The 24,062-nt window shown below is 58.9% G+C and carries 30 protein-coding genes; 1 reads left to right on the top strand and 29 read right to left on the bottom strand.

Annotated elements, in window-relative coordinates:
* The 26 genes from OLX72_RS14230 to OLX72_RS14105 form a co-directional block, all read right to left on the bottom strand.
* Positions 1-762: a biotin--[acetyl-CoA-carboxylase] ligase gene (locus tag OLX72_RS14230; RefSeq protein WP_114870662.1), complete on the bottom strand. Its 762-nt coding sequence runs from the start codon at positions 760-762 to the stop codon at positions 1-3.
* On the bottom strand, positions 752-2,194 hold the full coding sequence (gene nuoN / locus OLX72_RS14225) for an NADH-quinone oxidoreductase subunit NuoN (protein WP_433988927.1): 1,443 nt from the start codon (positions 2,192-2,194) through the stop codon (positions 752-754). Before nuoN ends, OLX72_RS14230 begins: the two co-directional genes overlap by 11 nt.
* A gap of 20 nt (positions 2,195-2,214) precedes the next feature.
* On the bottom strand, positions 2,215-3,756 hold the full coding sequence (locus OLX72_RS14220; RefSeq protein WP_114870664.1) for an NADH-quinone oxidoreductase subunit M: 1,542 nt from the start codon (positions 3,754-3,756) through the stop codon (positions 2,215-2,217).
* Positions 3,756-5,882, bottom strand: coding sequence for an NADH-quinone oxidoreductase subunit L (gene nuoL, locus OLX72_RS14215; protein ID WP_114870665.1), 2,127 nt, complete (start codon positions 5,880-5,882; stop codon positions 3,756-3,758). Before nuoL ends, OLX72_RS14220 begins: the two co-directional genes overlap by 1 nt.
* 7 nt (positions 5,883-5,889) lie before the next feature.
* Positions 5,890-6,195: an NADH-quinone oxidoreductase subunit NuoK gene (gene nuoK, locus OLX72_RS14210; protein ID WP_114870666.1), complete on the bottom strand. Its 306-nt coding sequence runs from the start codon at positions 6,193-6,195 to the stop codon at positions 5,890-5,892.
* A 75-nt stretch (positions 6,196-6,270) separates the two neighbouring features.
* On the bottom strand, positions 6,271-6,873 hold the full coding sequence (locus OLX72_RS14205) for an NADH-quinone oxidoreductase subunit J (RefSeq protein ID WP_114870667.1): 603 nt from the start codon (positions 6,871-6,873) through the stop codon (positions 6,271-6,273).
* Positions 6,870-7,271 (bottom strand): carboxymuconolactone decarboxylase family protein, encoded by a 402-nt coding sequence (locus OLX72_RS14200; protein WP_114870668.1) that lies wholly within the window; start codon positions 7,269-7,271, stop codon positions 6,870-6,872. Before OLX72_RS14200 ends, OLX72_RS14205 begins: the two co-directional genes overlap by 4 nt.
* Positions 7,268-7,762: an NADH-quinone oxidoreductase subunit NuoI gene (nuoI, locus tag OLX72_RS14195; RefSeq protein ID WP_433988926.1), complete on the bottom strand. Its 495-nt coding sequence runs from the start codon at positions 7,760-7,762 to the stop codon at positions 7,268-7,270. Before nuoI ends, OLX72_RS14200 begins: the two co-directional genes overlap by 4 nt.
* A 1-nt stretch (position 7,763) precedes the next feature.
* Positions 7,764-7,961, bottom strand: a complete 198-nt coding sequence (locus OLX72_RS14190) for a hypothetical protein (protein WP_114870670.1) — start codon at positions 7,959-7,961, stop codon at positions 7,764-7,766.
* A gap of 2 nt (positions 7,962-7,963) precedes the next feature.
* Positions 7,964-9,004, bottom strand: a complete 1,041-nt coding sequence (nuoH, locus tag OLX72_RS14185; protein WP_433988925.1) for an NADH-quinone oxidoreductase subunit NuoH — start codon at positions 9,002-9,004, stop codon at positions 7,964-7,966.
* Positions 9,005-9,010: 6 nt separating this feature from the next.
* Positions 9,011-9,385 carry a hypothetical protein gene (locus OLX72_RS14180; protein WP_114870672.1) on the bottom strand — a complete coding sequence of 125 codons (375 nt, stop codon included), beginning with the start codon at positions 9,383-9,385 and terminating at the stop codon, positions 9,011-9,013.
* Between the two features lie 32 nt (positions 9,386-9,417).
* Positions 9,418-11,433, bottom strand: a complete 2,016-nt coding sequence (gene nuoG / locus OLX72_RS14175; RefSeq protein ID WP_433988924.1) for an NADH-quinone oxidoreductase subunit NuoG — start codon at positions 11,431-11,433, stop codon at positions 9,418-9,420.
* 154 nt (positions 11,434-11,587) lie between these two features.
* Positions 11,588-11,989: a DUF5333 domain-containing protein gene (locus OLX72_RS14170; RefSeq protein WP_433988923.1), complete on the bottom strand. Its 402-nt coding sequence runs from the start codon at positions 11,987-11,989 to the stop codon at positions 11,588-11,590.
* A 148-nt stretch (positions 11,990-12,137) separates the two neighbouring features.
* A complete protein-coding gene (locus OLX72_RS14165) occupies positions 12,138-12,464 on the bottom strand; it encodes a hypothetical protein (RefSeq protein ID WP_114870675.1) in 327 nt (108 codons plus the stop codon).
* A gap of 4 nt (positions 12,465-12,468) precedes the next feature.
* Entirely contained in the window at positions 12,469-12,972 is a 504-nt protein-coding gene (locus OLX72_RS14160) for a DUF3291 domain-containing protein (RefSeq protein ID WP_114870676.1), read from the bottom strand.
* Positions 12,972-13,397: a hypothetical protein gene (locus OLX72_RS14155; protein ID WP_114870677.1), complete on the bottom strand. Its 426-nt coding sequence runs from the start codon at positions 13,395-13,397 to the stop codon at positions 12,972-12,974. Before OLX72_RS14155 ends, OLX72_RS14160 begins: the two co-directional genes overlap by 1 nt.
* Entirely contained in the window at positions 13,394-13,792 is a 399-nt protein-coding gene (locus OLX72_RS14150) for a DUF5333 family protein (protein WP_114870678.1), read from the bottom strand. The genes OLX72_RS14155 and OLX72_RS14150 overlap by 4 nt, the downstream gene beginning before the upstream one ends.
* Positions 13,789-15,084 carry an NADH-quinone oxidoreductase subunit NuoF gene (nuoF, locus tag OLX72_RS14145; protein ID WP_114870679.1) on the bottom strand — a complete coding sequence of 432 codons (1,296 nt, stop codon included), beginning with the start codon at positions 15,082-15,084 and terminating at the stop codon, positions 13,789-13,791. The genes OLX72_RS14150 and nuoF overlap by 4 nt, the downstream gene beginning before the upstream one ends.
* Positions 15,085-15,089: 5 nt before the next feature.
* The gene (locus OLX72_RS14140) at positions 15,090-15,326 is read right to left on the bottom strand and encodes a DUF5337 domain-containing protein (RefSeq protein WP_254684600.1); all 237 of its coding nucleotides are present in this window, start codon (positions 15,324-15,326) and stop codon (positions 15,090-15,092) included.
* Between the two features lie 15 nt (positions 15,327-15,341).
* Positions 15,342-16,052 carry an NADH:quinone oxidoreductase gene (locus tag OLX72_RS14135; RefSeq protein WP_433988922.1) on the bottom strand — a complete coding sequence of 237 codons (711 nt, stop codon included), beginning with the start codon at positions 16,050-16,052 and terminating at the stop codon, positions 15,342-15,344.
* Positions 16,053-16,082: 30 nt separating this feature from the next.
* Positions 16,083-17,222, bottom strand: coding sequence for an NADH-quinone oxidoreductase subunit NuoE (nuoE, locus tag OLX72_RS14130; protein ID WP_114870682.1), 1,140 nt, complete (start codon positions 17,220-17,222; stop codon positions 16,083-16,085).
* Positions 17,223-17,307: 85 nt separating this feature from the next.
* A complete protein-coding gene (locus OLX72_RS14125; protein WP_433988921.1) occupies positions 17,308-18,543 on the bottom strand; it encodes an NADH-quinone oxidoreductase subunit D in 1,236 nt (411 codons plus the stop codon).
* A complete protein-coding gene (locus tag OLX72_RS14120; protein WP_433988920.1) occupies positions 18,543-18,716 on the bottom strand; it encodes a hypothetical protein in 174 nt (57 codons plus the stop codon). The genes OLX72_RS14125 and OLX72_RS14120 overlap by 1 nt, the downstream gene beginning before the upstream one ends.
* Positions 18,716-19,324, bottom strand: a complete 609-nt coding sequence (locus OLX72_RS14115) for an NADH-quinone oxidoreductase subunit C (protein ID WP_114870684.1) — start codon at positions 19,322-19,324, stop codon at positions 18,716-18,718. The genes OLX72_RS14120 and OLX72_RS14115 overlap by 1 nt, the downstream gene beginning before the upstream one ends.
* Positions 19,325-19,356: 32 nt before the next feature.
* A complete protein-coding gene (locus OLX72_RS14110) occupies positions 19,357-19,890 on the bottom strand; it encodes a NuoB/complex I 20 kDa subunit family protein (RefSeq protein WP_114870685.1) in 534 nt (177 codons plus the stop codon).
* Positions 19,881-20,246, bottom strand: a complete 366-nt coding sequence (locus OLX72_RS14105; protein ID WP_114872314.1) for an NADH-quinone oxidoreductase subunit A — start codon at positions 20,244-20,246, stop codon at positions 19,881-19,883. Before OLX72_RS14105 ends, OLX72_RS14110 begins: the two co-directional genes overlap by 10 nt.
* A 147-nt stretch (positions 20,247-20,393) precedes the next feature.
* On the opposite strand from OLX72_RS14105, the gene OLX72_RS14100 reads away from it, so the two are divergent.
* Entirely contained in the window at positions 20,394-21,557 is a 1,164-nt protein-coding gene (locus OLX72_RS14100; protein WP_433988919.1) for an iron-containing alcohol dehydrogenase, read from the top strand.
* A gap of 5 nt (positions 21,558-21,562) precedes the next feature.
* Here the strand turns inward: OLX72_RS14100 and OLX72_RS14095 are convergent, their stop codons facing one another.
* Genes OLX72_RS14095 through OLX72_RS14085 form a run of 3 tightly spaced genes read right to left on the bottom strand, consistent with a single transcriptional unit; the run spans position 21,563 to position 24,059 of the window.
* Complete coding sequence (locus OLX72_RS14095) at positions 21,563-22,399, bottom strand: isocitrate lyase/PEP mutase family protein (protein WP_433988918.1); 837 nt, start codon at positions 22,397-22,399, stop codon at positions 21,563-21,565.
* Positions 22,396-23,178 carry a crotonase/enoyl-CoA hydratase family protein gene (locus OLX72_RS14090; protein ID WP_114870688.1) on the bottom strand — a complete coding sequence of 261 codons (783 nt, stop codon included), beginning with the start codon at positions 23,176-23,178 and terminating at the stop codon, positions 22,396-22,398. Before OLX72_RS14090 ends, OLX72_RS14095 begins: the two co-directional genes overlap by 4 nt.
* Before the next feature lie 29 nt (positions 23,179-23,207).
* Positions 23,208-24,059, bottom strand: a complete 852-nt coding sequence (locus tag OLX72_RS14085) for a hydroxymethylglutaryl-CoA lyase (protein ID WP_114870689.1) — start codon at positions 24,057-24,059, stop codon at positions 23,208-23,210.
* Between the last annotated feature and the right edge of the window lie 3 nt (positions 24,060-24,062).

Raw genomic sequence — 24,062 nt, 5'->3', positions numbered from 1 at the left:
TCAGAAATAGATATCGGCAGCGGGGATGGATACCGGCCCCGTTGCCGTACGCAGAACAAGGTTACCCCGCCCGTCCACCGTTTCAAAGGTGCCCGTGGTTTCACTGGACGCCGTGCGCGCGGTGATCACCTCGCCCAGACGCGCGGCACGGTTCAGCCATGCGGCGCGGATCGGTTCGAACCCGTAGGTGTCAAACTGTGTTTCATAGGCTGCATAGGACGATGCCAAAATGGTCAGAAAATCTTCGGCCTCGATTGCGACCCCGGTTTCAGAAAGCAGCGACACGGGGCGCACAGCGTGGGGTTCGACCGCATCGCCATCAGGGGCTGCGATCAGGTTGACCCCGATACCGATGGCCAGATAGGCGGCCTGCCCACCCTGCCCTGCGCTTTCCAACAGGATACCGGCCAGCTTGCCACCGTTCAGCAGAACATCATTGGGCCATTTCAGCGCCAGCCCCTGCGCGCGCCCGGTCGAGGTTGCAACCGCATCAAAAAGCGCCAGCGCCGCCACGAACGAGCGCAAGGCAATCTGATCCACAGGGCCTTTGGGGCGCATGACCAGTGTCGCGGCCAGGTTTCCCTTTGGGTTGACCCATGCGCGCCCCCGCCGCCCCCGCGCCGCCGTCTGGCGATCGGCCAAAATCCATGTAGGGCCTGTCAGGCCCGGTGCAATGCGGGCCGCCTCGTCCAGCGTGCTGTCGATCTCGGCCAGCCGGTGTAACCCGTAACCCACAGGCCAGACAGGTTGTTTAGTTGACAAGCGATGCCGCCGCTGCCGCCGCCGCACCTTCGACGCCGAACATATTGACGATGCCCAGCAGCATGATTGCGGCTGACGCCATCAGGAAACCCCACAAAACGGGGGTGGATCCGCTGTCCAGCTCGTCGGCACGGTCCTCTCCGAAATACATGTAGAAGACGATGCGCAGATAATAGAATGCACCGATGACCGATGCGACCACACCGGCAATCGCCAGCCAGACCAGATCCGCCTCGACCGCGGCGCGCAACACATAAAGCTTGCCGAAAAAGCCCAGCATCGGTGGCACACCCGCAAGGCTGAACAGCAGAATCAGCAAGGCCAGCGCCTTGCCCGGTTCACGTTTGGAGTACATGTTGAGCGCGGAAATATCCGTGACCGGCGCGCCGTCTTTCTGCATCATCAGGATAAACGCGAATGTGCCGACATTCATCGTTACATAGATCGCCATGTAGATCAGCAGCGCCTGCACCCCAAAAGCCGTACCCGCAGCAAGACCCATCAGGGCATAGCCCATATGCGCGATCGAAGAATAAGCCATCAGCCGTTTGATGTTGGTCTGCCCGATCGCGGCAAAGGCGCCCAGAAACATCGACAGGACGGACAGCAGCGCGATGATCTGGCTCCAGTCCGAAACTGCGCCGCCAAAGGCATCATGCATCACGCGCGCGAACAGGCCCATCGCCGCCACCTTGGGCGCGGTGGCAAAAAATGCGGTCACCGGCGTGGGCGATCCTTCGTAGACATCAGGTGTCCACATGTGAAACGGCACCGCCGACACCTTGAACGCCATGCCGGAAATCAGGAAGACCAGCCCGAACAACAGGCCCAGCGACACTTCGCCATGAACTGCCGTCTGGATGATACCGCTGAACAGGGTTGTGCCTGCATAACCGTAAACCAGCGATGCACCATAAAGCAGCAGCCCCGAAGACAACGCGCCCAGAACAAAATATTTCAATCCCGCCTCGGTTGATTTGACCGAGTCGCGGCGCAAAGACGCGACCACGTAAAGCGCCAGAGATTGCAGTTCCAATCCCATGTACAGCGCCATCAGATCGCCCGCGCTGACCATCATCATCATGCCCACGGCACTCAGCGCCACCAGCAGCGGATATTCAAACCGCAGCAGGCCGCGGCGCTGCATGTATTCCTCGCTCATCACCAGAACGGCGGCGGCGGATAGCAGGATCGTCACCTTGGCAAACCGCGCGAAGCTGTCTTCGATGAACATGCCGTTAAAGGCCACTTGCGTGCCCTCGCCCGTCATGCCGATCCACAAGGCCAGACCAACCATCAGGGCCGCTGTCGCCCAGACCAGAAGCGGGGCGGCACCGTCCTTGGAGGTATAAACGGCCCCCAACAACGCCAGCATCGCGTACACGGCCAGCATCATTTCCGGCAGGATAACGTTCAGATCAGCAACAAGCATGGCCCGGGCCTTTTCTTTTTCTAGTTCGACGCGATCTGGCTGGCGGCATCCGCCGCGGCCAGGGCCGTGTCATAATTGGAAACCAGCGCCTCGACCGAGGGGCCGATGATATCAAGCACCAGCGCGGGATAGACCCCCAGCAGGATCGTCATCACCACAAGCGGCGCGAATATCGCCTTTTCGCGGCGGGTCATATCCGTGATCGACTTCAGGCTTTCCTTGATCAGATCTCCAAACACCACACGGCGATAAAGCCACAGCGCATAGGCCGCCGAAAAGATCACACCGGATGTGGCAACAGCCGCCACCCACGTGTTGACCTGGAATATCCCCATCAGCGTCAGGAATTCACCGACGAAACCGGACGTACCCGGAAGGCCGACATTGGCCATGGTGAACAGCATGAAGATCAGCGCATAGGCCGGCATCCGGTTCACCAGACCGCCATAGGCCTCGATCTCGCGGGTGTGCATGCGGTCATAGATCACGCCGACGCACAGGAACAACGCGCCCGAAATGAAGCCGTGGCTGATCATCTGGAAAATTGCACCGTCCACGCCCTGCTGGTTGGCGGCGAAAATCCCCATGGTGACAAAGCCCATATGCGCCACGGATGAATAGGCGATCAGCTTTTTCATATCGTCCTGCACCAGTGCCACCAGCGACGTATAGACAATCGCAATCGCGCTCATCCACAGAACCAGAGGCGTCAGCACTTCAGAGCCGACAGGGAACATCGGCAGGCTGAAGCGCAAGAACCCGTACCCGCCCATTTTCAACAGGATCGCGGCCAGAACCACAGACCCCGCAGTCGGGGCCTGAACGTGCGCATCGGGCAACCATGTATGCACCGGCCACATAGGCATTTTCACCGCAAAGCTGGCAAAGAAGGCCAGGAACAGCAGCGTTTGCATTCCGCCGACAACATGCACACCCAGCACATCGATATCGCCAAAGGCAAACTGGTGAACCAGCAGTTTTTCAATGTCAGTGGTGCCTGCATCAGCAAACATGCCAACCATTGCCACCAACATCAGAACCGATCCAAGGAAGGTATATAGAAAGAATTTGAAGCTGGCGTAAATCCGCTCCTTGCCGCCCCATATGCCGATGATCAGGAACATCGGGATCAATCCGGCCTCGAAGAACAAGTAGAACAGCACCAGATCCAGCGCCATGAAAACGCCCAGCATCAGTGTTTCCAGCAACAGGAACGCGATCATGTATTCCTTGACGCGGGTTTCCACATTCCAGGAGGCCGCGATTGTCAGCGGCATCATGAATGTGGTCAGCATCACAAACAGAACCGAAATGCCATCAACACCCATCTTGTATTGCAGGCCCAGCAGCCATTCGCCCTGTTCGACAAACTGGAACCCGGTGTCGTTCGGATCAAACTCTGCCAGAATGAACAGGGACACGATAAAGGTGGCCGATGTCGCAATCAGCGCAAGCCATTTGGCATTGCGGTTGGCGGCCTCGTCATCGCCGCGCAAAAAGACCAGCAGGATAAGCGCCGCAATGGCCGGAATGAACGTTACAATCGTCAGCAGGTTGTCCATTAGTTTGCTCCCCCGCCCAGAGACATCCAAGTGACCAGAAGAACAATTCCGATCACCATCGCGAATGCGTAGGTAAAGATGTAACCCGACTGAAACCGGCCCGCGAGGCGGGTGAAGAACGGAACAATTCCCATCGCCACGCCATTCAGGCTGCCGTCAATCACATTGCCGTCGCCGCGTTTCCACAGGAACCGCCCAATGGCTTTGGCCGGACCGACAAAGATCACGTCATAAAGTTCGTCAAAATACCATTTGTTCTTGAAGAACAGGTAGAGCGGGCGCTGGTTTTCGGCCAGACGCGCGGGCAGGCTTGGGTTCCAGATGTAAAACCACAACGCCATGATCAAACCGCCCAGCATCGCGACAAACGGGCTTACCTTGACCCATTTTGGCACATTATGGGCATCATCCAGCACGGTGTTGTCCTTGCCAAAGTAAAGTGCGCCATCGCCCGGATTGCCGGCAAAAGCATAGTGATGTTCTTTGGCGTCGCCGTGGTCTGCACCTTCTGCCGTCGCCGCAGCCCCGCTATGGTCGGTGTCCGTATCGCTCGCAGCTTCGCCATGGGCGGCATCATCGCCATGCACGCCCGCTTCCTCGTAGGGGATGCCGTAGAACTTTGCCACTTCGTCGGTGTGGCCAAAAAAGCTTGAATGCCAGACCATGCCGGCCAGCACCGCACCAACACTCAGAACACCCAGCGGGATCAGCATGACCTTGGGCGATTCATGGGCATGCTCGTGCGTGTGCTTGTCGCCGCGCGGGGTGCCGAAAAACGTCAGGAACATCAGGCGCCAGCTGTAAAAACTTGTCATGGCAGCAGCCACGACCAGCAGCCAGAACCCATAGCCGGACCCGCCCGCATAGGCGCTTTCGATGATCGCGTCCTTGGACAGAAACCCGGCAAAGCCGATATAGGTCAGCGGGATGCCGACGCCGGTAATCGCCAGCGTGCCGATCATCATCGCCCAGTAGGTGTAGGGTATCTTCTTACGCAACCCGCCATAATTGGTCATGTCCTGTTCGTGGTGCATCGCGTGGATCACCGAACCGGCCCCAAGGAACAGCAGCGCCTTGAAAAACGCGTGCGTCAGCAGGTGGAACATCGCAGCCGAATACATGCCAACACCGGCGGCCACGAACATATAGCCCAGTTGCGAACAGGTCGAATAGGCGATGACGCGCTTGATATCGGTCTGGACCAGACCCACTGTCGCCGCGAAAAACGCTGTGGTGGCACCGATTACGGTAACAAACGCCATGGCGGCTGGTGCAAACTCCATCAGCGGCGACATCCGGCACACAAGGAAAACCCCCGCCGTCACCATGGTTGCCGCGTGGATCAGCGCCGACACCGGTGTCGGGCCTTCCATCGCGTCCGGCAACCAAGTGTGCAAAAACAGCTGTGCAGATTTCCCCATTGCCCCGATGAACAGAAGAACAGCAATCAGGTTGGCTGCATTCCATTCCCCCCACAAAAACGCCAGTTGCGTTTCTGCAAGTTCCGGCACAGCGGCAAATACATCGTCGAACCGGATGCTGTCTGTCAGGTAAAACAGCGCGAATATGCCCAATGCAAAACCGAAATCGCCGACCCGGTTGACGACAAACGCCTTGATCGCGGCGGCATTGGCGCTGGGTTTGCGATAGTAGAACCCGATCAGCAGGTACGAAGCAACGCCCACACCTTCCCAGCCAAAGAACATCTGCACGAGGTTGTCGGCTGTGACCAGCATCAGCATCGCAAAGGTAAAGAACGACAGATAGGCAAAGAAACGCGGTTTATAGGTTTCGCCTTCGCGCCATTGCGGATCATTGTCCATGTAGCCAAAGGAATAAAGGTGCACCAGTGCGGACACTGTGGTGATCACGATCAGCATGATCGCGGTCAGCCGGTCCATCCGGATCGCCCAGTCGGTGCTAAGTGTTCCACTTTCGATCCAGCGCAGGATCTGGATCTGTTCGGTCACGCCGTCAAAGCCGAGGAACACAATCCAGCTGAGCAGCGCGGACAGGAACAGCAATCCGGTCGAGACCCAAAGGGCAGCCGTTTCACCGATGAACTTCCAGCCGAACCCGCAGATCAGGCTGCCCACCAGCGGGGCAAAGAGGATGATGGTTTCCATTGGTCTCTTAGCCCTTCATCACGTTGACATCTTCAACCGCGATTGTCCCACGGTTGCGGAAGAAACAGACCAGAATGGCCAGACCGATCGCTGCTTCTGCTGCGGCGACCGTCAGGACAAACAGGGTAAACACCTGCCCGACCAGATCACCCAGAAAGCTCGAGAATGCGACCAGATTGATATTCACGGCCAGCAGCATCAGTTCGATGCTCATCAGCAGGATGATCACGTTCTTGCGGTTCAGGAAAAGCCCGAAAATGCCGATCACAAACAGCGTCGCCGCCACAATCAGGTAATGTTCAAGTCCGATCATCGTTTCGTCCCACGTTCTTTTTTGTTGCCGAGGTTCTTGATGAACCCCGTTTCGTTTCCTGCGTGCAGAAAACGCTTATAGTCCCTGGCCCGGCTTTACGTCTTTCAGTTCCATTGCCTTGGCCGGATCACGCATCATCTGCGCAATCACATCCTGCCGTTTCACATCCACACGGTGGCGCAGCGTCAGCACGATCGCCCCGATCATCGCCACCAGCAGGATCAGCCCTGCCAGCTGGAACAGCAGAAAATACTGGTCATAAAGGATCATCCCCAGCGCTTCGGTATTGTGCCGGTCCACCGGGGCCACCTGCGCGCGCATGCTGTCTGCCGCTGCGCTGGTTTCCCAGACACCAAAAGCGATGCCGAACTGCATCAACAGGATCACACCGATCAGCAGGGCCAGCGGCATATAGCGCGCCATTTCGGCCTTCAACTCGGCAAAATCGATATCCAGCATCATCACGACAAACAGGAACAGCACCGCAACCGCGCCGACATAGACAATGATCAGCAGCATCGCGACAAATTCGGCCCCCAGCAGCACGAACAATCCGGCCGATGACAGAAACGCAAGGATCAGCCACAGCACCGAATGCACCGGATTGCGGCTGATGACAGTGAACAATCCGCCCGCGATCACGCAGATCGCAAACAGGTAAAAGGCAAACACGGTCATTTCTTGTCGTCCTCTTTCATCACGTCCTGCGCCAGTTCCAGTGCGCGGTTCATCGCAGGCAAGCCCGCGAACATCGACATCTGGCCGATGGTTTCCACGATTTCCTGTTTCTTGGCCCCCGCCTCAAGCGCGTGGCGCACAGTCTGGCGCACGGCAACATCGGCCTGTGCGCCCTGCATGGTCAGGCCCGCCAGCGTCAGCAGCAGGCGGGTTTTCGCATCCAGCCCGTCTTCGTTCACCGCGTTGCCGAACATCATTTCCATCATTTCCTTGGGCATCGTCGGCCACAGGCTTTCGAAACCTTTGGGCGAAAACGATTCCAGCGCAGGGTTCAGCGCTTTCGCCATCTCCTGCGCCTGCTTCATCATCGCTTCGAACGGGTTTGTTGCATCAGTCATCGGTAGGGCGCATCCATTTCCAGATTGCGGGCAATCTCTGCCTCCCAGCGGTCGCCGTTTTCCAGCAACTTGTCCTTGTCATAGAACAGCTCTTCACGGGTCTCGGTGGCAAACTCGAAATTCGGACCTTCCACAATGGCATCGACCGGGCAGGCCTCCTGGCAAAAACCGCAATAGATGCATTTGGTCATGTCGATATCATAGCGCGTGGTGCGCCGGCTGCCGTCTTCGCGCGGTTCGGCATCGATTGTGATGGCCTGCGCGGGGCAGATCGCTTCGCACAGCTTGCACGCAATACAGCGCTCTTCTCCGTTGGGATACCGGCGCAGCGCGTGTTCGCCGCGGAAACGGGGCGACAATGGCCCTTTTTCATGCGGATAGTTCAGTGTCGCCTTGGGGCGGAAAAAGTATTTCAAACCCAGTTTGAACCCGACAAAGAAATCCTGAAGCAGGAAGTATTTCGCGGCACGTGTATAATCGATCTGTGTCACATCAATCTCCTTGGTCGGCAGAATTGGTTTGCATATAGGCCCATGCCCCTATGGCTTTTTGCACATTCATCAGCGCCGCAGGCGTCAACCCATCCTGCGAAGCCGATTTCTCAAAGACATCGAACTGCACCAGCAGGAATTCCGCCAGCGCACTCAATTCTTCTGCGTCCGCCGATTTGATATGGTCCGCAAGCTGCATTCCTAGCCCCCGACCGCATAACGCGCAAACACGCCGCCAAACCATTCGAATTTCGCGGCAAACGCCACAAACACAACCCAGAACAGCGAGAACGGCAGGAACACTTTCCAGCCCAGGCGCATCAACTGGTCATAGCGGTAGCGTGGCGTGATCGCCTTGACCATCGAGAAGAAGAAGAACACGACGCCCATTTTCAGGATCATCCAGAAAATGCCGTCCTGCAGTCCCGGGATCGGCGACAGCCAACCGCCAAGGAACAGCAGCGACACCAGCGCGCACATCAGAACCACGGCCACCAGTTCACCGATCATGAACAACAGGAACGGCGTGGACGAATATTCAACCTGATACCCGGCCACCAGTTCGCTTTCCGCCTCGGGCAGGTCGAAAGGCGGGCGGTTGGTTTCAGCCAGCGCCGAGATGAAGAACAGGAGCAGCATCGGGAAATGCGGCAGCCAATACCAGCTGAGAAAGCCGTAACCGCCATCCTGCGCTGCCACGATATCACCGAAATTCATGCTGCCGGTCGAAATGATCACACCGATGATAATCAGACCGATGCTGACCTCGTATGAAATCATCTGCGCCGCTGAACGAAGCGACCCGAGGAACGGATATTTCGAGTTTGACGCCCACCCGCCCATGATCACGCCGTAAACCTCAAGCGAGGACACCGCGAAAACGTAAAGAATGGCGACATTGATGTCCGACAGGACCCAGCCATCGTTGAACGGGATCACCGCCCACGCGATCAGCGCCATAACCAGTGACACCATCGGGGCCAGCAGGAACACGGCCTTGTCGGCCCCTGCGGGGAACACGACCTCTTTCACGATGTATTTCAGGAAATCGGCAAAGCTTTGCAGCAGGCCGAACACACCAACCACGTTGGGCCCGCGCCGCATTTGAACGGCAGCCCAGATCTTGCGGTCGGCATACATCAAGAAGGCCAGTGCCAGAAGCAGCGGAATCACCAGAAGAAAGATTTGCCCAACGATCAGCAGTCCAATGCCGGTATAGGTCGTGGTAAAGAAATCAGCCATATGTCCTCACACCGTGGGTATTCCGTTTTCTGCACAATGGGCCGTCACAACTTCGGCGTCGAGTGTCCGGCTTCCGTCGGGCAGTGATGGCGAGATTGTGTAAACAGCATCTGCGACCCACACGCCACCCTCCTCTTGCACATTTGTGCGCAAATGACGCGCAAATCCGTATCCCCGGATCAGCGTATACTGCGCGGCAGCGCATTCCGCGTATTCCGCCACATCTTCGGCAGTGCGTGCCCCTGTCATGGCAACCTGAAAATTAACCAGATCATCCTGCAACAATTGCGTCGTCACGCCCTGATAGTCGGGGGCGAACACTGCGGTTTCATCCACCACGCGTTGCGGCTCGCAACCGGATACCGCGCCTGCGATCAGCATCAGCAAAGGGCATATGATCCACCCGTTCCGCATTATTCGGCCGCGATCTTTCCACTGTTGCGTGCTTTGGCACCGGCGGACAGTTCCGCCATCAGTTCCGAGGCGCGGGCGATCGGGTTTGTCAGATAGAAATCGCCAAGTGCGTTGCGGAACGTCGCCTTGCCCAGTTTGCCCTTGGGTTCGGTCTGCCATGTGTTTTCCGGCACCTCGTCGATTAGTGCCAGATGCGGCGCATCGCCCACCAGTGCACTGCGCAGCTGCGCCAGTGAATCATAGGGAAGCTGCGCCCCCATTTCCGCGCTGAGTGCACGCAGGATGGCCCAGTTTTCCTTGGCTTCGCCCGGTGCAAATCCGGCACGCAGCGCCAGTTGCGGGCGTCCTTCGGTGTTCACGAACAGGCCCTGTTCTTCGGTATATGCCGCGCCCGGCAGAATGATATCGGCACGATGTGCCCCGCGATCCCCGTGGCTGCCCTGATAGATCACAACGGGGCCGGCGGCGATATCAACCTCGTCCGCACCAAGATTGTAAATCACCTCGGCCTGCGCAACGGCGTCCATTCCGCCGTTATTGGTGCATCCGGCGTCCAGCGCGCCAACGCGCCCCGCCGCGGTGTGCAGCACCAGAAGTTTGGATTGCGAGTTTTCACAAAGCTGCATCACTGCGGCCAGCACTGCGGCGCCGTCAGCCTCCTGCAATGCGCCCATGCCCACAATGACAAGGCTGTTCTTGTCCTTGGCCGCATCGATAGGTTGCTGTGACAGCTTGTCCAGCGCGGCGCGATCGGTGCCCATGTGGGAATATTCATATGTAAGATCAACGGCTTCGCCGATCAGGCCGATATTGGCACCGCGCGACCATGCCTTGCGCACTCGTGCGTTCAGAACAGGGGCTTCGATCCGTGGATTGGTGCCAATCAGCATGATCATTTCGGCGCTGTCGATGTCTTCTATCGCCGCCGTGCCGACATATCCGCTGCGGTTTGCCGCAGGCAGTTTTGCGCCATCGGTGCGGCATTCGACAACGCCGCCCTGCCCTTCGATCAATTGTTTCAGCGCAAAGGCAGCTTCGACCGGGGCCAGATCACCCACCACACCGGCCAGTTTCTTGCCTTTCATCGCCGCCGCAGCAGCCGAAAGCGCCTCGGGCCAGGTGACCGCCTGAAGCTTGCCGTTTTTGCGCACATAGGGGCGGTCCAGCCGCTGGCGGCGCAATCCGTCCCAGACAAAGCGGGATTTGTCTGAAATCCATTCCTCGTTCACACCGTCATGGTTGCGCGGCAGAAAACGCATGACTTCGCGGCCCTTGGTATCCACACGGATGTTAGAGCCGAGCGCATCCATCACATCGATGCTTTCCGTCTTGGTCAGTTCCCACGGGCGTGCGGTGAACGCGTAAGGCTTGGACACCAGCGCGCCGACCGGACACAGATCGATAATGTTGCCCTGCAGGTTGGAATCGAGTGTTTCGCCCAGATAGGATGTGATTTCGGCATCTTCGCCGCGACCGGTCTGCCCCATCTGGGTGATACCGGCCACTTCCGTGGTAAAGCGCACGCAGCGGGTGCAGGAAATGCAGCGGGTCATGTGGGTTTCTACCAGCGGACCCAGATCAAGATCTTCGGTGGCGCGTTTGGGCTCGCGGAAGCGGGAAAAATCCACGCCATAGGCCATTGCCTGATCCTGCAAGTCACATTCTCCGCCCTGATCGCAGATCGGACAATCCAGCGGGTGGTTGATCAGCAGGAATTCCATCACGCCTTCGCGCGCCTTTTTCACCATCGGTGAATTGGTTTTCACCACCGGGGGCTGGCCTTCGGGGCCGGGGCGCAGATCGCGCACCTGCATGGCACAGCTGGCTGCAGGTTTGGGCGGTCCGCCGACAACTTCAACCAGACACATCCGGCAATTGCCGGCAATCGACAGTCGCTCGTGATAACAGAAGCGCGGGATTTCGACACCCGCCTGTTCACAGGCCTGGATCAGGGTCATCGCCCCGTCTACTTCAACCTCGGTTCCGTCGATGATGATTTTCTTCAGATCGTTCATTTACAGCTTCCTGTGAACTGCCGGATGGCGGGCACTGTCCAAGCCCCCCGGCACGCGGTGTATTTCGGACCGGCCGTCAGGCCAGATGTTTTGGCGCAACGGATCGCACCGTTTCGGCGGGCAAAGCCCGGCAGGGATATGAAAGCCAAAGCACTCACCTGGATCGCAACAGCACGCCGATGGGGCTGCCTTTCTCGATTTCGGCAAGGCCTAGCGGGCATAGCGTTTCGGGTTTGGCCGGATCGGCACCGTTGGCGCGTGCATAGACTTCACCCCGCGCGCGCATCCGTTCTTTTTCCGCATCCGACTTTCGGTATTCCCTGATTTCCTCATAGGTGTAGCCCAGAGATTCCGCATGCGAATTCAGCGACATCAGAAAATTGTAAGCCTTGAGCAAACGCGGCTTGATGTCAGGGCATGTTTCCTGAATTTCATTGGCCAGAACCAAGGCCAGAATACCGTCATCCACCACCGCAACATCGCGCAAGGGCGGCTTGGCCGCCGCAACGCCGGTTGCCAGAACACCTGCCGCTAAAACACCCAGTATCATACGCATAACATCTCTCCTTTTGCGTGAACGCCGGCGCGCACTGCGCCGCCTGTCCAACCGCAAATGGGGATTGCCCCGCGTGATATGCAATAACACGCGCCAAACCGCGCCTTTTGGGCGGATCGTTGCGCGTGGTTATGCCGGGGCGGCAGCATCATCCGTCACATTCCCCGCGCAGATACAGCGAATTCTTTTCAATTGGCAGTGTCGCATCTTCGGCATCGGGCCCGACGGCCCAGATGATATCGGACGTGCCGTAATTCTTGATGCAATATTTGGTGGCCTCGTACCGTCCCGCCTCTTTCGCGCCGGTCAGGGATTGCGATACCGGCGACACCGACACCTGAAACTGTGACAGATCGCCATCGACCTTTTTGGCTTTGGAATTGTAGAACTGTCCATCGAACGCCACCCGTTCCGAGCGTTTTTCGCATCCCGCGATCAGGGCCGCAGCCAGTACCAGTAATAATCCTGCACGCATTCGACTACTCCGCCGCAACAGGGCTGCACCCGTGGGTGCGCCATGCCGTGGCCTGTTCCAGATAGGACCATCCGAACGCCGCATCGCTATCGCCATGCGTGCGCAAATGATCCAGTTTTTCCAAGGCTTCTTCCAGCGTCGGGCAGTGCCCGGCGGGCACCCACCACATCACGAAATGCATCTTTCCCAGCACCTCGAACCATTCGGCGCGCCGTTCGTAGAACTGCTTGTGCACCGTACCCCAGACAAATGTTTCAAGGTTTTCAACGCTTTCCCAAACCGTCAGATTGCTGACATATTGCGGATCGTTACCAATGGCATGTTCGGTGTTGCCCGTACCCGGTACGCCCGAACCTTCCATCATCCAGACAAAACCGGGCATCCGTTTGCCCAAGCCGTTGATGCGGTCAAGGTTGGCCATGAATTCTGCCACACGCGGATCATCAACCGGCGCCAGCAGACGGCCCACATTCAGTTCGGCCAGATGATATGTCTGTTCAGTCGCCATCAGTTTACCGGCACCAGAAGCGATGCAAGCGCGGTATTTGCGGCGCTTTCCTGATCTGCGGCTTCGCACAGATTATCCTGCCCGACCGTCACATCATGTCTTGCCTGAAACTCGCGCCGGATCACATCGGTCATTACTTCCAGCCCACCGCTTTGCGACAGGGCCGCGACAGATCCGCGCCCTTCGGCGTTGCGCTTTTCGTTCACCTGAAAATCCTGCGCCTGATCATAGCTGTAGCGCGGGCAGGCCTGCGCCACCTGTCGGGCCAGTCGTGTGGTCCCGACATAATCGGGCACCGGCAGCATATACAGTTTTTGCACGGCCGGATCTGAAAAGGCCCGCGCCGGTTTGGGTGATGCATCACATCCCGCAAGCCCCGCGCACAAAGCCACGGCCCCGATCAGCCGAACGGTCATCGCTGTCATTGCGCTACCTCCATAAGATAGGTGCCGATCTGGCTGCCTTCGGCCATTTCAACGCGTGCAGCGGAACAAACATCCCTTTGCGCTGCACCTTCCTGCAAATTGTGCTTGTCCAGAAACGCCACCTGCATCGCGGCGATCTGCGCGGAAGGGTCTGTCATGCCCAACGTATCGGTCGCGGTATCAAACCCGTCCGCTTTCAGCCGGTCCATGACCGCACCGGAATCAGCACTGACCACGGGCAGGTTGATGCTGATATCGGCACAGGCCAGCGCCAGTTGTTTGGCCGTTGTCGTCGCCATGACGGCGTCGATAAAATAATCGGGGGCCGGACGGTCAGCCGCCTGCACCTGCACGGCCGAGCCGAGCGTGACACATATGATCGCCGTGCGGATCACTCTGCCGCCACCGCAGACACGCGTCCGGTGCGTTTGTGTTTGATACGGTCTTCGATTTCGTCGCGGAAATGCCGGATCAGGCCCTGAATGGGCCACGCCGCCGCATCCCCCAGCGCACAGATCGTGTGGCCTTCGACCTGCTTGGTCACGTCCAGCAGCATATCGATCTCTTCGGGTTCCGCATCGCCTGTCACCAGGCGGTCCATGACCCGCATCATCCAGCCGGTGCCTTCGCGGCACGGCGTGCACTGGCCACAGCTTTCATGCTTGTAAAACTTGCTAAGCCGCCAGATCGCCTTGATCACATCGGTATCCTGATCCATCACGATCACCGCCGCGGTCCCCAGACCCGAGCGTTGCTCGCGCAGCCAGTCGAAATCCATGATGGCGTCTTTCATCACGTCACGCGGCAGCAGCGGCACGGACGATCCACCCGGAATAACCGCCTTGAGGTTTTTCCAACCGCCACGAATGCCGCCGCAGTGGCGGTCGATCAGTTCTTCAAACCCGATCGACATCGCCTCTTCGACGACACAGGGGTTTTTCACATGGCCGGAAATGGCAAAAAGCTTGGTACCCGCATTGTTGGGCCGCCCGAACGACGAAAACCAATCGGCACCGCGGCGCAGGATCGTGGGCACCACTGCAATGCTTTCCACATTGTTCACGGTGGTCGGACAGCCATAAAGCCCCGCGCCCGCCGGGAACGGCGGTTTCATCCGTGGCATGCCTTTTTTGCCCTCAAGGCTTTCCAGCAGCGCGGTTTCTTCGCCGCAGATATAGGCCCCTGCCCCGTGATGCAGGTAGATATCGAAATCAAAACCTGATTTGCAGGCGTTCTTGCCCACCAGTCCGGCATCATAGGCTTCGTCAATCGCGGCCTGAAGCGCCTCTTTCTCGCGGATGTATTCGCCGCGGATGTAGATGTAGCACGCATGCGCCTGCATCGCGAAAGACGCGATCAGACAGCCTTCGATCAGGGTGTGCGGATCATGGCGCATGATCTCGCGGTCCTTGCAGGTTCCGGGTTCGGATTCATCCGCATTCACCACCAGATAACTGGGGCGACCATCGCTTTCCTTAGGCATGAACGACCATTTCAGACCGGTGGGAAACCCCGCACCGCCACGCCCGCGCAGGCCGCTGTCTTTCATCGTCTGGATAATCCACTCGCGCCCCTGTTTGATCAGGTTCGCCGTGCCATCCCAATGGCCCCGTGCCTGCGCGCCTTTCAGCGTGCGGTCATGCATCCCGTAAAGGTTGGTAAAGATGCGGTCCTGGTCTTTTAACATGTGGACTACCCTTGGTTGTCACGGCGCGCGCGGCGCATTTGGTAAATATTGAACATCGCCCAGACAAAGGCGGCGAGCGATCCGAAATAGAACAGCATCTCGTAGCGGATGGGCAAACCCAATGCCTGCACCAGCCATGGCGCGAGCAGTGCGGCAATGCCACCCGCAGCTATCACCAACGCAACAATTCGCCCGCGCCGGGCGATTGCTGCATCCGTGGCCATGTCTTGATCGGACCTCACGCTGTATTGCTCCTATCAGGTCTTCTTGCTGCGTTTGGAAAACTCGGTCTCGCCGCCTTTGGCCAGAAGCTTGGCCTGTTTGATCCAGTCGTCGCGTTCGATCCGGCCCTTGAACTTCAGCTTGTCATCGACCCAGTCGATTTCCTTTTTGCGCCAGCTCGCGATCTGATCGAAATGGTACACACCCAGCGCATTCAGCATCTGTTCCAGCTTGGGCCCAACACCTTTCAGCAGTTTCAGATCATCGGCAACGCCACCGCGCGCCGCTGTCAGCATTTCGGGCTTGCCATCTGCCGCGACCGGTTTGCGCGCAGGGGCCTTGGCCGTGGCCGGTTTGACCGCACTTGCCTTGGGGGCTGCCTTTTTCGCAGGGGCCTTTTTCGCTGCGGGTTTTTTCGCAGCCGGTTCGGATGTTGGCACGCTTGAGGCGACGGCAGCCGGCGCGACAGATGCCGCTGCGGGCGTCGGCGTCGGCGCAGGTGTTGGCGCAGGCGCAGGATCTGCCGGTTTGGCTGCGGACGCAGGTGGCTGCACCTCTTGGTCAGGGCATTGCACCTTGCTCAGGACAAACCCGGCGATCACAGCCACCAGAATACCCGCGACAAGAGCACCGAAGAACCCCCACCCGGCCAGCAGCCACAACACCAACGCCAGTACAAGTCCGCCGATTGCAGACAGTTTCCACCATTTTTGCACACATTCAGATTTCTGATCGAGCTGGTTCATTATTCTCTGTTCCCCTGTTGATTATCGGTGTCAGTCATAGACGCCGTCTTTTTTGGCACGTTTCGAGAATTCTGTTTCGTCACCCGATGCCAGTTTGGCAGCTTGCGCCACCCAACCGTCGCGGCTTACGCGGCCCTTGAACCCCACAAGGTTCTCATCGACCCACGCGATTTCTTCGGCACTCCACTTGGCGATCTGATCGTAATGGTAAAAGCCCATGGAATGCAGCAGTTTTTCAAGCTTCGGCCCGACACCCTTGATCATTTTCAGATCGTCGGCGCCGGATTTGCGCGGCGCTTTCATGACACGGGGTTTCTTGCCGTCCGCGGGTTTGACGGGTGGTTTCGCCTTGGATTTGGCCCGGGCCTGCTGTTTCGCAATCCCGGTTTCATCGGCGGGGGCAACGGTACGCGCCTTATCCTTGGGCGTGGATTTGCCCGCCGATTTATCTGCCTTGGCCGGCTTGCCCTGCCACGGCGTGATCAGCGGCACCTCGGTGCCATCGATACGTTTGACGGTGTCGCCGATATCCATCGCAAGCTGCGCGCTGGCGTTATACTGGGTCTTGCCGCTGTCATATTCGGTCAGGCTGGTCAGTCCGCCCAGCGGTTCAGCCGCATAGCGTCCGTTCTGCGGCCCCGGCACCGGCACTTTGCCCGCAGCCAGTTCATCAATGATTTCGCCCATCCGCTTGGCGGTCAGATCCTCGTAGTAATCCTTGCCGATCTGCGCCATCGGCGCATTCGAACAGGATCCGAGGCATTCCACCTCTTCCCAGCTGAACTTGCCATCATCGCTGAGCTGATGCGCCTTGGGCGCAATCTTGTCCTTGCAAACCGCCACCAGATCTTCGGCACCGCAGATCATGCAGGACGTTGTGCCGCACACCTGAATATGGGCAACAGACCCAACAGGTTGCAACTGGAACATAAAGTAGAACGACGCCACTTCGAGCCCGCGAATATATGCCAGCCCCAGCATATCGCTGACATGTTCGATGGCCGGGCGGGTCAGCCAGCCCTCCTGTTCCTGCGCACGCCACAGCAGCGGAATGATCGCCGATGCCTGACGGCCTTCGGGATATTTGGTGATCTGCGCCTCGGCCCATGCCTGATTGGCTGGGGTGAAGGCAAAACTGTCAGGTTGGGTGGGGTGAAGGCGGCGTAGCATCAGGTCGTCTTTCTGTGCGCTTGGGAAGCGTCGGAGCCTCCGGCGGAAGTATTTTGGAAAAGATGAATGGCGGTCATGGCATCTCTCACCGGTCAATCTCCCCGAACACCACGTCCATGGATCCGATGATGGCGGCAACGTCGGCCAGCTGGTGGCCGGTCGCCATGTAATCCATCGCCTGCAGGTGCAAAAAGCCCGGCGCGCGCAGTTTGGCGCGGTAGGGTTTGTTTGTGCCATCGGCCACAAGGTAGACGCCAAATTCGCCCTTGGGTGCCTCGACCGCGCAATAGACTTCGCCCGCGGGGACGTGAAAGCCTTCGGTATAAAGCTTGAAGTGGTGGATCAGGCTTTCCATCGAGGTTTTCATGTCGCTGCGCGATGGTGGTGTGATCTTGCCCCGCGCCAGAATATCACCCGGTTCATCGCGCAGTTTGGCGATCGCCTGTTTGATGATGCTGACCGACTGGCGCATTTCTTCCATGCGGACAAGATAGCGGTCATAACAATCGCCGTTCTTGCCTACCGGTACCTGAAATTCGAACTCGTCGTAGCATTCATAGGGCTGGGCGCGCCGCAGATCCCATGCCATGCCAGAGCCGCGCACCATGACGCCGGAAAAGCCCCAGTCCAGCGCGTCCTTCCGGGAAATGATCCCGATATCGACATTGCGCTGCTTGAAAATCCGGTTTTCGGTCAGCAATCCGTCGATGTCGTCCATCACGGCCGGAAACTCGTGCGCCCATGTTTCGATGTCATCCAGCAGCGCATCGGGCAGGTCCTGATGAACACCGCCGGGACGGAAATAGGCCGCGTGCAGGCGCGCACCGCACGCCCGTTCGTAAAAGATCATCAGCTTTTCACGCTCTTCAAAGCCCCAGAGCGGCGGTGTCAGCGCGCCCACATCCATGGCCTGCGTGGTGACGTTCAGCAGATGGTTCAGAACGCGGCCGATTTCGGAATACAGCACCCGGATCAGGCTGGCGCGGCGCGGCACCTCGACCCCTGTCAGTTTTTCGATGGCCAGACACCAGGCATGTTCCTGGTTCATCGGCGCGACGTAATCCAGCCGGTCGAAATAGGGCAGGTTTTGCAGGTAGGTGCGGCTTTCCATCAGTTTTTCAGTGCCACGGTGCAGCAGGCCGATATGGGGATCGCAGCGTTCTACAATCTCGCCGTCCAGTTCAAGCACCAGACGCAGAACACCGTGGGCCGCAGGGTGTTGCGGGCCAAAGTTGATGTTGAAGTTGCGGATCTTCTGTTCGCCGGTCTGGGCGTCGGTCGATCCGTCGTCATAGGTGTTTACGCGAATATCACCGTCCATCAGCGTTGCTCCAGCTCTTGCAGTTTCATCGCCATCACCCACAGCAGCACCAGCGCTCCCAGCGGGATGATACCCGCAAAGGCCCAGTTCTTGTTCACGCTGAAATGCGGCAGCAGCTTGAACATCGGGATAACTGTCAATGCCGCAACGATCAGCCAGACGATAAATTCCATCACTTGGCCTCCTCTTTCTTTTCGTCGCCGGGCAGGATGTATTCAGCCCCTTCCCAGGGCGACATGAAATCGAACTGGCGGTATTCCTGAACCAGCGAAACCGGTTCGTAGATCACGCGTTTCTGCACATCGTCATAGCGCACTTCGGTATAGCCAGTTGTCGGGAAATCCTTGCGCAGCGGATAGCCGCGAAACCCGTAATCAGTCAGGATGCGGCGCAGATCGGGGTGGCCGGAAAACAGGATGCCGAACATATCGAACACTTCGCGTTCGAACCAGTTGGCGCTGGGGTGCACGTCGATGATCGAGGGCACCATATCTTCTTCGCGGATGCTGACACGCAGACGGATACGGTGGTTCTGGTACATCGACAGCAGATGATAGACCACGTCAAAGCGTTTCGGGCGTTGCGGGTAATCAACACCTGTGATGTCCACAAGCGACGAAAACTTGCACGTGTTATCGGATTTCAGGAATTCGACAAACCCGGCGATGTTGGACGGCGCCACATCCATGTTCAACTCGCCCTCGGTCACATCCCATGCCAGCACGCAATCGGGGCGTTTCAATTCGATATGGGTGCCTAGTTCTTTAAGCGCGTCACTCATCTTTGGCCTTTCCGTGCGTCCGGGACATCCGACTAGCGGACAATCGTGCCCGTGCGGCGAATTTTACGTTGCAGTTGCAGGATGCCGTACAGCAATGCCTCGGCTGTCGGCGGGCAGCCCGGGACATAGACATCAACAGGCACGATCCGGTCACAGCCGCGCACCACCGAATAGGAATAATGGTAATACCCGCCCCCGTTCGCGCAGGATCCCATCGAGATCACGTAGCGCGGTTCGGGCATCTGGTCATAGACTTTGCGCAGCGCGGGAGCCATCTTGTTGGTCAGGGTGCCGGCCACGATCATCAGGTCGGACTGGCGCGGGCTGGCGCGGGGCGCTGTGCCAAAGCGTTCAAGATCATAGCGCGGCATCGAGGTGTGCATCATTTCCACCGCGCAGCAGGCCAGACCGAATGTCATCCAGTGCAGCGATCCGGTGCGGGCCCAGTTGACGATATCCGCGGTCGAGGTCAGCAGGAACCCCTTGTCCTGAAGCTCTGCGTTCATCGCCTTGGCCGACGCATCCATGTCGACGCCGGCGGTGTTCACTCCGGTTGCTACTGCCATTCCAGCGCTCCCTTTTTCCATTCATAGGCAAAGCCGATCGTCAGCACAGCCAGGAACACCATCATCGACCAGAAGCCTGCCATGCTGATGTCCTGAAAGGCCACGGCCCACGGAAACAGAAAGGCAATTTCGAGATCGAAAATAATGAACAGAATCGACACCAGATAGAACCGGACATCGAATTTCATCCGCGCATCATCGAACGCATTAAAGCCGCATTCGTAAGCCGACACTTTTTCAGGGTCGGGATTGCGCACGGCGATCACCACGGCAGCCAGGATCAAAACCAGACCAAGCCCTATGGCAACGGCCAAAAACACCAGGATGGGAAGGTATTCCCTCAACATCTCGTCCACGGTGGCTGCTCCTATTATTGCGCCTCGGGCGCAGATCAGTTTGCGAAGTTGGCTGACAAAGGGTGTACCTTTGGGCTCTGACAGGGTCAACATGGGTTGCGCGGTTTGTTTGGTTGGAAATGCCGCACCCACAGAAAGGGCAAAGGGATGCAAACAGAAGCTATCGGGCGGGTGCAATCGCCCCGCATCATCCGGATCGGTGGCGGTGTTGTGGCTGAAACCGGTGACGTTCTGCACCAGCTTGGCCTGTCCCGCCCGCTGATCGTGACCGATCGCAATCTGGTTGCCTTGGGTCATGTCGCCACGCTGACGCAAGCGCTGGATGCGGCGGGCGTGGTGCATCAGGTGTTTGACGAAGTTGTCGAAGACCCCACTGATACCTGCGTGGATCAGGGGCTTGCCGCACTCAGGGCGGGTGATTTCGACGGCATCATCGGATTTGGCGGCGGCAGCCCGATGGACACGGCCAAGGCGGTATCGTTCATGGCGGTGAATGACGGGCATGTGCGCGATTACAAGGCACCCCGCCAGATCAACCGCTGCGGTTTGCCGGTTATCCTGATTCCCACCACCGGCGGCACCGGATCGGAACTGACCCGCTGGTGCGTGATCACCGACACCGCCGCGCCGGAAAAATACAACCTGTCCGGTCTGGCCTGTGTGGCGACCGCCGCGCTGATCGACTGGACGCTGACCACCACGAAACCGTGGCGGATCACCGCAGACACCGCCGTTGACAGCCTGACCCACGCGATTGAGGCTTATGTGAGCCGCAAGGCGTTTGCCTATACGGATGCCTTTGCCCTGTCGGCAATGCCGCTGATCGCCCATAATGTGCGCACCGCCTGCGCCGACCCGGAAAACGGCCCTGCCCGCGCGGCGCTGATGCTGGCGGCCGCGCAGGCGGGTATGGCGTTTTCGAATGCGTCTGTCGCGCTGGTCCACGGGATGAGCCGCCCGATCGGGGCGCATTTCCACGTCGCGCACGGATTGTCCAATGCGATTTTGCTGCCCGCGGTCACGGCCTATTCGACACCCGCCGCGCCCGAACGTTACGCCACCTGTGCCCGCGTCATGGACTGGGCGACGACAGGTGACAGCGATGCGGTCGCCTGTGGCAAACTGGTCGATGGATTGCGCCGTCTTAATGACGATCTGAAAGTGCCCACGCCGTCGGCGCTGGGGCACAGTGGCGACACGGACATGTTTGCCCTGATGGCGCAGCAGGCACTGGCGTCAGGATCGCCCCAGAACAATCCCAAAGTGCCGGATGCGGACGATATTATCGCGCTCTATGGCGAAGTCTGGTAAGATGTTCAGGGAAGATCAGCGTCAGTCGCGGTTTCCGGAAAATGCTGTTCAAGCTCCTTGAACCCCATCGCGTCATCGGCAAAATCAAACGTCCCGTTCTGGGCCATGTCGCGCGCGGCGCGCACCAGAGTGCCATAGGCCAGACGCGCCAGAGCGGACCCGACACTGATCCGCTTCACGCCCGCCGCGCTTAAATCAGCTACCGAAAACGTGCGCCCCGGCATGCCCATCACCACGTTGACCGGTTTGGACAGGCTGTCACAGACCAGCCGGATCGATGCAAGATCGGTCAGGCCGGGCGCATAAAGCACATCCGCGCCTGCGGCCTCGAACGCTTGCAGGCGCTTGATCGTGTCGTCCAGATCGTCCCGCCCCCACAGCAGGTTCTCGCATCGCGCGGTGAATACAAAATCATCCGGCAGGGCACGGCACGCTTCGACTGCGGCCGTGATCCGTTCGACGGCAAGAGAAAAATCGTAGATTGGCGCATCAGGGTCGCCGGTATGATCCTCAAGCGATGCCCCCGCCAATCCGGTTTCAGCGGCTGCCACGATGGTTTTTGCGGCACTTTCAGGGCTATGGCCAAACCCGTGTTCCAGATCGGCGGAGACTGGCAGATTTGTCGCGGTTACGATTTCGCGGCAATGGGCCAGAACCGCATCGCGCGATGCCATCCCTTCACGCAGGCCCATGGAAAACGCCATGCCGGCGCTGGTGGTCGCCAGCGCGGGAAACCCGAGCGCGGCCAGAATGCGCGCGCTGCCAGTATCCCAGGGGTTGGGAATGACAAAGGCTGCGGGTTGGCTGTGCAAAGCGCGAAATGCCGACAGGGTTTCCGTCATGGCATCCACTTGGCCTTGCGTTTCTCAAAAAAGGCGGCGATCCCCTCGCCCGCCTCTGGGCTGTCCCAACGCTCGGACAGCGCGTTGACGGTATGATCAATTACCGCCTGATCAATCTTCGGCCCCAGATCACGTACCAACGCCTTGGCCGCAGCCACCGCACCCGGCGCACAGGACAGATAGGGTGCCACCTCTGCCTCGACCGCCGCAGCCAGATCGTCTGCGGGCACAGCGCGTGCCAGCAGACCCAGATCAACCGCTTCGTGCGCATCAAACAGACGCGCGGACATGAACACGCGCCGTGCGCGCCCTTCGCCCATTCGGGCCACCACATAGGGGCCGATGGTGGCCGGGATCAGACCCAGCCGGGTTTCGGTCAGGCCCATTTTTATGTGATCGGCGCCAATCGCCACATCGCACACGCTTGCCATGCCGACGCCGCCGCCAAACGCATTGCCCTGTACCGCCCCGATTACCGGTTGCGGCAAGGTGTTCAACGCCTGCAACATGATGGCCAGCTTTGCCGCTTCCTTGGCGCGGGTGGCCTCGTCCATCTGCATCTGTGCCTGCATCCAGCCCAGATCCCCGCCCGCGCAAAAGCTTTTTCCGGCCCCCGTCAGCACCACAACGCGCACATCGCTGTTTTGCGCGAACCGGGCCGCAGCCTCGGTCAATTCCGCAAGCATCTGGGCAGACATCGCGTTGTGCTTGTCCGGGCGGTTCAGCGTCAGCGTTGCAACCCCGCGGCTGTCGGTTTCAATTGTTATCGTTTCAAACATATCACCCACCGGTTCATCATTGTTCCGTCTTATCCGCGCATGGACCGCGCCATATCCGCCGCCTGGTTCAGCACATCCAGATCAAGCCCGGTTTCATAGCCCAGCGCATGCAGGTGTTTCACCACCGCTTCGGTCGCGACATTCCCCGCCGCGCCCGGCGCATAGGGACAACCGCCCAGACCGCCGACCGCCGCATCAAAAGTCCGCAATCCCAGGGACAGGGACGCATCTATATTGGCCAGCGCCCGCCCGCCGGTGTTGTGGTAATGCCCCGCCAGACGGTGCATCGGGACCACCTCGCGCACGGCCAGCAACATCTTGGCGATGGAATCCGGTGTGCCCGCGCCGATCGTGTCCCCCAGTGACACCTCGTAACAGCCCATCGAAAACAGCGCGCTGGCCACTTCGGCCACCTGTGCCGGTGCAACCTTGCCGTCATAGGGGCAGTCGGTCACACATGACACATATGCCCGCACCGGCATGTCGATATGCCGCGCGGCAGCCACCACGGGTTTGAAACGCTCCATCGATTCCGCGATGCTTGCATTGATGTTGGCCTTGGAAAACCCCTCGGACGCCGATCCGAAAATCGCGATTTCGTCCGCCTTGGCGTCCACCGCATCCTCGAAACCGCGCATGTTGGGCGTCAGCGCCGTATAGGACACGCCCTTGACGCGCTCGATGCCCGCCAGAACCTCGGCGCTGCCTGCCATTTGCGGCACCCATTTGGGGCTGACAAAACTGGCCACCTCAATGCGGGAAAACCCTGCCCGACCAAGAAGATCAATCAGTGCAATTTTTTCAGCCACCGGAATATCGCGCTTTTCGTTCTGAAGCCCGTCCCTTGGACCGACCTCGAAAATCTCGACCTGCTTGTGCATGGT

The organism is Sulfitobacter sp. TBRI5 (assembly GCF_051013555.1).
Taxonomy (GTDB): Bacteria; Pseudomonadota; Alphaproteobacteria; order Rhodobacterales; family Rhodobacteraceae; genus JL08.
Note: the sequence above shows the minus strand (reverse complement) of the source record. Positions and strands in the feature narration are given on the sequence as shown.

Bases quoted from the DNA above. Each gene is read 5' to 3' on its own strand.
- nuoN (WP_433988927.1), bottom strand. From the start codon at position 2,194: ATGCTTGTTGCTGATCTGAACGTTATCCTGCCGGAAATGATGCTGGCC.
- OLX72_RS14220 (WP_114870664.1), bottom strand. From the start codon at position 3,756: ATGGACAACCTGCTGACGATTGTAACGTTCATTCCGGCCATTGCGGCG.
- nuoL (WP_114870665.1), bottom strand. From the start codon at position 5,882: ATGGAAACCATCATCCTCTTTGCCCCGCTGGTGGGCAGCCTGATCTGC.
- nuoK (WP_114870666.1), bottom strand. From the start codon at position 6,195: ATGATCGGACTTGAACATTACCTGATTGTGGCGGCGACGCTGTTTGTG.
- OLX72_RS14205 (WP_114870667.1), bottom strand. From the start codon at position 6,873: ATGACCGTGTTTGCCTTTTACCTGTTTGCGATCTGCGTGATCGCGGGC.
- OLX72_RS14200 (WP_114870668.1), bottom strand. From the start codon at position 7,271: ATGACTGATGCAACAAACCCGTTCGAAGCGATGATGAAGCAGGCGCAG.
- OLX72_RS14190 (WP_114870670.1), bottom strand. From the start codon at position 7,961: ATGCAGCTTGCGGACCATATCAAATCGGCGGACGCAGAAGAATTGAGT.
- nuoH (WP_433988925.1), bottom strand. From the start codon at position 9,004: ATGGCTGATTTCTTTACCACGACCTATACCGGCATTGGACTGCTGATC.
- OLX72_RS14180 (WP_114870672.1), bottom strand. From the start codon at position 9,385: ATGCTGATCGCAGGCGCGGTATCCGGTTGCGAGCCGCAACGCGTGGTG.
- nuoG (WP_433988924.1), bottom strand. From the start codon at position 11,433: ATGAACGATCTGAAGAAAATCATCATCGACGGAACCGAGGTTGAAGTA.
- OLX72_RS14170 (WP_433988923.1), bottom strand. From the start codon at position 11,989: ATGCGTATGATACTGGGTGTTTTAGCGGCAGGTGTTCTGGCAACCGGC.
- OLX72_RS14165 (WP_114870675.1), bottom strand. From the start codon at position 12,464: ATGCGTGCAGGATTATTACTGGTACTGGCTGCGGCCCTGATCGCGGGA.
- OLX72_RS14160 (WP_114870676.1), bottom strand. From the start codon at position 12,972: ATGGCGACTGAACAGACATATCATCTGGCCGAACTGAATGTGGGCCGT.
- OLX72_RS14155 (WP_114870677.1), bottom strand. From the start codon at position 13,397: ATGACAGCGATGACCGTTCGGCTGATCGGGGCCGTGGCTTTGTGCGCG.
- nuoF (WP_114870679.1), bottom strand. From the start codon at position 15,084: ATGTTAAAAGACCAGGACCGCATCTTTACCAACCTTTACGGGATGCAT.
- OLX72_RS14135 (WP_433988922.1), bottom strand. From the start codon at position 16,052: ATGAACCAGCTCGATCAGAAATCTGAATGTGTGCAAAAATGGTGGAAA.
- nuoE (WP_114870682.1), bottom strand. From the start codon at position 17,222: ATGCTACGCCGCCTTCACCCCACCCAACCTGACAGTTTTGCCTTCACC.
- OLX72_RS14125 (WP_433988921.1), bottom strand. From the start codon at position 18,543: ATGGACGGTGATATTCGCGTAAACACCTATGACGACGGATCGACCGAC.
- OLX72_RS14120 (WP_433988920.1), bottom strand. From the start codon at position 18,716: ATGGAATTTATCGTCTGGCTGATCGTTGCGGCATTGACAGTTATCCCG.
- OLX72_RS14115 (WP_114870684.1), bottom strand. From the start codon at position 19,324: ATGAGTGACGCGCTTAAAGAACTAGGCACCCATATCGAATTGAAACGC.
- OLX72_RS14110 (WP_114870685.1), bottom strand. From the start codon at position 19,890: ATGGCAGTAGCAACCGGAGTGAACACCGCCGGCGTCGACATGGATGCG.
- OLX72_RS14100 (WP_433988919.1), top strand. From the start codon at position 20,394: ATGCAAACAGAAGCTATCGGGCGGGTGCAATCGCCCCGCATCATCCGG.
- OLX72_RS14095 (WP_433988918.1), bottom strand. From the start codon at position 22,399: ATGACGGAAACCCTGTCGGCATTTCGCGCTTTGCACAGCCAACCCGCA.
- OLX72_RS14090 (WP_114870688.1), bottom strand. From the start codon at position 23,178: ATGTTTGAAACGATAACAATTGAAACCGACAGCCGCGGGGTTGCAACG.
- OLX72_RS14085 (WP_114870689.1), bottom strand. From the start codon at position 24,059: ATGCACAAGCAGGTCGAGATTTTCGAGGTCGGTCCAAGGGACGGGCTT.